Genomic DNA, 6093 nt, shown 5'->3' with positions numbered 1-6093 from the left:
GCGGGAGTAGGATTTGAACCTACGACCTTCAGGTTATGAGCCTGACGAGCTACCGGGCTGCTCCATCCCGCGACATTTTTATTCAGGCTCTGGCGCGTTGCGCGAGTTGAGCCATTAATTGCTTTATCACTGATGTTGTGATTGAGCATTTATCCCTTCAGAGGGGTATATCTGAAGGTATTTTTTATTGTTATCGTTTAGAGTTTATGGATTTTACTAGGTTTGGCGGTGACCTACTCTCCCACGCCTTAAGACGCAGTACCATCGGCGCAACAGTGCTTAACTTCCGGGTTCGGGATGGGACCGGGTGTTTCACTTGCGCTATGACCACCAAACCGAGGAAAATCCATATTGACGATCTTTGTGAGAGATCGTCGAGATACAATCGCGATGAAGTCCAAGTTTGTTTTGCTTTTGGTTCATTGTGTCACTGCCTGTTACTGGAACAGATCAAGCCTATCGGGCGATTAGTACCGGTCAACTGAATGCATTGCTGCACTTACATCTCCGGCCTATTGACGAGGTGGTCTACCTCGGCCCTCAGGGATACCTTGTTTTGAGGGGGGCTTCCCGCTTAGATGCCTTCAGCGGTTATCCTGTCCGATCATAGCTACCCTGCACTGCTGCTGGCGCAACAACAGGTCCACCAGTGGATCGTTCACCCCGGTCCTCTCGTACTAGGGGCAACTCCTCTCAAGTATCCTACACCCACGGCAGATAGGGACCGAACTGTCTCACGACGTTCTAAACCCAGCTCACGTACCTCTTTAAACGGCGAACAGCCGTACCCTTGGGACCTGCTCCAGCCCCAGGATGAGATGAGCCGACATCGAGGTGCCAAACACTGCCGTCGATATGGACTCTTGGGCAGTATCAGCCTGTTATCCCCGGCGTACCTTTTATCCGTTGAGCGATGGCCCTCCCACTTGGGACCACCGGATCACTATGGCCGACTTTCGTCTCTGCTCGACTTGTCAGTCTCGCAGTCAGGCTGGCTTCTGCCATTGCACTCAACGAGCGATTTCCGACCGCTCTGAGCCAACCTTCGCGCGCCTCCGTTACGCTTTAGGAGGCGACCGCCCCAGTCAAACTACCCGCCACGCAGGGTCCCGGATCCGGATAACGGACCGCGGTTAGATATCAAGAGTGCGAAGGGTGGTATCTCAAGGGAGGCTCCACCAGAACTAGCGTTCCGGTTTCGATGCCTACCACCTATCCTGCACATCACAATCCTGATACCAGTGCGAAGCTGTAGTAAAGGTGCACGGGGTCTTTCCGTCTAACCGCGGGAAGCCTGCATCTTGACAGGCAATTCAATTTCGCTGAGTCGATGTTGGAGACAGCGGGGAAGTCGTTACGCCATTCGTGCAGGTCGGAACTTACCCGACAAGGAATTTCGCTACCTTAGGACCGTTATAGTTACGGCCGCCGTTTACCTGGGCTTCAATTCGGAGCTCTCACCCCTCCTTTTAACCTTCAGGCACCGGGCAGGCGTCAGACCCTATACGTCGTCTTGCGACTTCGCAGAGCCCTGTGTTTTTAATAAACAGTCGCCACCCCCTGGTTTGTGCCCCCAGCTCCAAGTTGCCTTGGAACCGGGCCTCCTTCTCGCGAACTTACGGAGGTATTTTGCCGAGTTCCTTCAACATCGTTCTCTCAAGCGCCTTGGTATTCTCTACCAGTCCACCTGTGTCGGTTTAGGGTACGGTCTCATGGAGGGCTATTTCCAGGGACTGATCAGCAGCCCATTCAATCCGATAAGGATGAACTACCTTCACAATCCGTCACATCCTCCTGGCCTAGGAATATTAACCTAGTTCCCATCGGCTACGCCTTTCGGCCTCGCCTTAGGGGCCGGCTTACCCTGCTCAGATTAGCTTTAAGCAGGAACCCTTGGACTTTCGGCGAGAGTGTCTCTCACACTCTTTGTCGCTACTCATGTCATCATTCTCGCTAGTGATCTCTCCACGGGATCGCTCACGCGCCCGCTTCATCGAAAGCTCCGTGCGTCCAAGACCTTCCAGAGGAAGGTTAAAGACGCATGGAACTATGTCACACTACGCTCTGCTACCATGCACTATGTGCATCCTAAGCTTCGGCTCATGGCTTGAGCCCCGTTACATCTTCGCCGCAGGACGTCTTAATTAGACCAGTGAGCTGTTACGCTATCTTTAAAGGATGGCTGCTTCTAAGCCAACCTCCTGGTTGTTTTGGACATCCCACCTGCTTTCCCACTTAGCCATGAATTAGGGGCCTTAGCTGTAGGTCAGGGTTGTTTCCCTCTCCACTACGGACGTTAGCATCCGCAGTGTGTCTGCCATCTAGTACTCCCGGGTATTCGGAGTTTGGTTAGGATCAGTAAGCCTGTGGGGCCCCATTACCCATCCAGTGCTCTACCCCCCGGGGTATTCGGATGACGCTCTACCTAAATAGATTTCGCAGAGAACCAGCTATCTCCGAGTTTGATTGGCCTTTCACCCCTAGGCACAGCTCATCCCGATCCTTTTCAACGGATGTGGGTTCGGTCCTCCAGTGCATGTTACTGCACCTTCAACCTGGCCATGCCTAGATCACTCGGTTTCGGGTCTGATCCCACGAACTCATGCGCCCTATTAAGACTCGCTTTCGCTGCGCCTACACCTAACGGCTTAAGCTTGCTCGTGAGACCAAGTCGATGACCCATTATACAAAAGGTACGCTGTCAGCCCTCAAGGGGCCTCCAACTGATTGTAGGCGTTCGGTTTCAGGTACTGTTTCACTCCCCTCGTCGGGGTGCTTTTCACCTTTCCCTCACGGTACTGGTTCGCTATCGGTCAGTAAGGAGTACTTAGCCTTCGAAGGTGGTCCTCCGATCTTCAGACAGGATTTCACGTGTCCCGCCCTACTTAATACGTCCTATCATGCTTCATATACGGGGCTATCACCCACTATGGCTGTGCTTCCCAACACATTCTATTCACACTCAAGGCTCGGCTGGTCCCCGTTCGCTCGCCGCTACTAGGGGAGTATCATATTGATGTCCTTTCCTCCGGGTACTTAGATGTTTCAGTTCCCCGGGTTTGCTCTTAAAACCCTATGTATTCAGGTCTTAAGTACCTGATTAAGCTCATTATTGATGTCCTACCGCTTTGCTACTTGAGGACAGGCCTCTCATAGCAGACTGCAGGGTCACAATAACAAACTGTCAGGTGGGTTCCCCCATTCGGAAATTCATGGATCAAAGCCTATTCTCAGCTCCCCATGACTTATCGCAGAGTATCACGTCCTTCATCGCCTCTTACTGCCAAGGCATCCACCAAACGCCCTTCTCGCGCTTGATCTGGTCCAGAAAAAGACAGTGAACTGTCACGCCACAGAAGCTGGTAAGAAACTGTGGCCTTATTCTGAACCAAAAGCATACTTTCCCGCTCACTTCATAGAAGTGAACATTGGTTCATAAACCTTGCGGAATATGAACCGGGTTAGTGTACTTGACTTGGACAACACTGTGGTTTCAGTCCGGCAGACCCTCGCGCGCCCGAGGAAAAGGGCGGATGCAAAGGCTCGCATCAGGCCACATAGGTGGCCGTCAGCACCAAACTGAGGTCGATCCCTCACGCGGGTGACCAACAGTGTTGTTGATTGTATCTCTCTAAACGATGTCAATGTGATCAACCTTCCCGAAGGAACATCGATCCGGTCCGATTGGACGATCAAACACTCAAAGCAAGTGCTTGATGATCAAATCGTCTCTTGCAGAATGGTGGGTCGAGGAGGACTTGAACCTCCGACCTCACGCTTATCAGGCGTGCGCTCTAACCACCTGAGCTACCGACCCATTCTATGTGGGCCGTTCGCATGAGTGGTGGAGCCTAGGAGGATCGAACTCCTGACCTCCTGAATGCAAATCAGGCGCTCTCCCAGCTGAGCTAAGGCCCCTTGCTAGATCTCGCCCCAGGGCAAGATCATGACAGTTCTGAAGAGATATGAGGACGGCCTGGTCCTGTTTAGTGTCCTACCGCGCGGAGCGCTACTTGAGGACCTAAACGATGTGATCAGTTTTGATTACTGATCTTATGCTAAGTGTATCACGAGACAGAGCAAGCTCTGATCTAGCTAGATACATCCTTAGAAAGGAGGTGATCCAGCCGCAGGTTCCCCTACGGCTACCTTGTTACGACTTCACCCCAGTCGCTGAGCTCACCGTGGTCCGCTGCCCCCATTGCTGGTTGGCGCACGGCCTTCGGGTAAACCCAACTCCCATGGTGTGACGGGCGGTGTGTACAAGGCCCGGGAACGTATTCACCGCGTCATGCTGTTACGCGATTACTAGCGATTCCGACTTCATGGGGTCGAGTTGCAGACCCCAATCCGAACTGAGACAGTTTTTTGGGATTAACCCATTGTCACTGCCATTGTAGCACGTGTGTAGCCCAACCCGTAAGGGCCATGAGGACTTGACGTCATCCACACCTTCCTCCCGCTTATCACGGGCAGTTTCCCTAGAGTGCCCAGCCGAACTGCTGGCAACTAAGGATGTGGGTTGCGCTCGTTGCCGGACTTAACCGAACATCTCACGACACGAGCTGACGACAGCCATGCAGCACCTGTCACTCGGCCACCGAAGTGGAAACCAGATCTCTCTGGTGGTCCGAGGATGTCAAGGGTTGGTAAGGTTCTGCGCGTTGCTTCGAATTAAACCACATGCTCCACCGCTTGTGCGGGCCCCCGTCAATTCCTTTGAGTTTTAATCTTGCGACCGTACTCCCCAGGCGGAATGCTTAATCCGTTAGGTGTGTCACCAACAAGCATGCTTGCTGACGACTGGCATTCATCGTTTACGGTGTGGACTACCAGGGTATCTAATCCTGTTTGCTCCCCACACTTTCGCACCTCAGCGTCAGTATCGAGCCAGTGAGCCGCCTTCGCCACTGGTGTTCCTCCGAATATCTACGAATTTCACCTCTACACTCGGAATTCCACTCACCTCTCTCGAACTCAAGACCAGGAGTTTTGGAGGCAGTTCCAGGGTTGAGCCCTGGGATTTCACCCCCAACTTTCTGATCCGCCTACGTGCGCTTTACGCCCAGTAATTCCGAACAACGCTAACCCCCTCCGTATTACCGCGGCTGCTGGCACGGAGTTAGCCGGGGTTTCTTTACCAGATACTGTCATTATCATCTCTGGCGAAAGAGCTTTACGACCCTAAGGCCTTCATCACTCACGCGGCATGGCTGGATCAGGCTTGCGCCCATTGTCCAAGATTCCCCACTGCTGCCTCCCGTAGGAGTCTGGGCCGTGTCTCAGTCCCAGTGTTGCTGATCATCCTCTAAAACCAGCTATAGATCGTAGACTTGGTAGGCCGTTACCCCACCAACTATCTAATCTAACGCGGGCCGATCCTTCTCCGATAAATCTTTCCCCCGAAGGGCGTATAAGGTATTACTCACCGTTTCCAGTGGCTATTCCTTAGAGAAGGGCACGTTCCCACGCGTTACTAACCCGTCCGCCGCTCACCCCGAAGGGCGCGCTCGACTTGCATGTGTTAGGCCTGCCGCCAGCGTTCGTTCTGAGCCAGGATCAAACTCTCAAGTTGAAAAGCACTTACATGCTTATCCTTGACGTTCGAACCTCTGCACATCTTGATTGCACTACCGCCTATTCGGCTACTTGAGCGCGATTAGGCGTGATCCAGACCCGGCTAGGAACCCGGAATTGCAATCATGTTTCTCTGTCTGTTGTGCTTGGTTTCAAAAGAAACCGAAGCCGAACAAGACAGTGAAGCTGACACTAGATCATCGGACAAAAGCCCTACTAGCGTTGATATACAGACGTTGATCCATCGAATGAACCAAACCGCCCACATATCTCTTCAGATATCATCAATGTCAAAGAGCATACATCCAGAGACAATAACCAACAGATGCGCCAAATTCCTGACGCGCCCGCCGATCAAACCCTCATAAATGCCACCGTCTTTCCGATGCGTCCAACCGTCTCTCCGGCCCGTCCCAGCGTCTCTCCGCCGCGTTTCCCGTCCAATCCAGCGTCCCCGCCGCACCGTCCGGTGTGTCTCAGCAGCGCCTCAGCGCCGCCGGTGAAGGGGGTTCTAAG

Annotated in this window: 2 tRNA genes and 3 rRNA genes; all 5 read right to left on the bottom strand. The window is 53.1% G+C overall.

From position 1 onward, the window contains the following. Positions 1-220: 220 nt before the first annotated feature. The 5 genes from rrf to VWY34_RS05455 all read right to left on the bottom strand — a co-directional run bounded on the left by rrf (position 221) and on the right by VWY34_RS05455 (position 5575). A 5S ribosomal RNA gene (gene rrf / locus VWY34_RS05475) occupies positions 221-335 on the bottom strand. Positions 336-446: 111 nt separating this feature from the next. Further along, positions 447-3320 (bottom strand): 23S ribosomal RNA (locus VWY34_RS05470). A 420-nt stretch (positions 3321-3740) separates the two neighbouring features. Next, positions 3741-3817: transfer RNA gene (locus VWY34_RS05465), tRNA-Ile, on the bottom strand. A gap of 25 nt (positions 3818-3842) precedes the next feature. Further along, positions 3843-3918: transfer RNA gene (locus tag VWY34_RS05460), tRNA-Ala, on the bottom strand. Positions 3919-4111: 193 nt separating this feature from the next. Next, positions 4112-5575 (bottom strand): 16S ribosomal RNA (locus VWY34_RS05455). The 16S, 23S and 5S rRNA genes sit together here with 2 tRNA genes alongside, the layout of an rRNA operon. Between the last annotated feature and the right edge of the window lie 518 nt (positions 5576-6093).

Origin of the sequence: Phaeobacter sp. JH20_02, from assembly GCF_048056915.1 — a bacterium.
In the GTDB taxonomy this organism is placed as follows: Bacteria; Pseudomonadota; Alphaproteobacteria; order Rhodobacterales; family Rhodobacteraceae; genus Phaeobacter; species Phaeobacter bryozoorum.
Note: the sequence above shows the minus strand (reverse complement) of the source record. Positions and strands in the feature narration are given on the sequence as shown.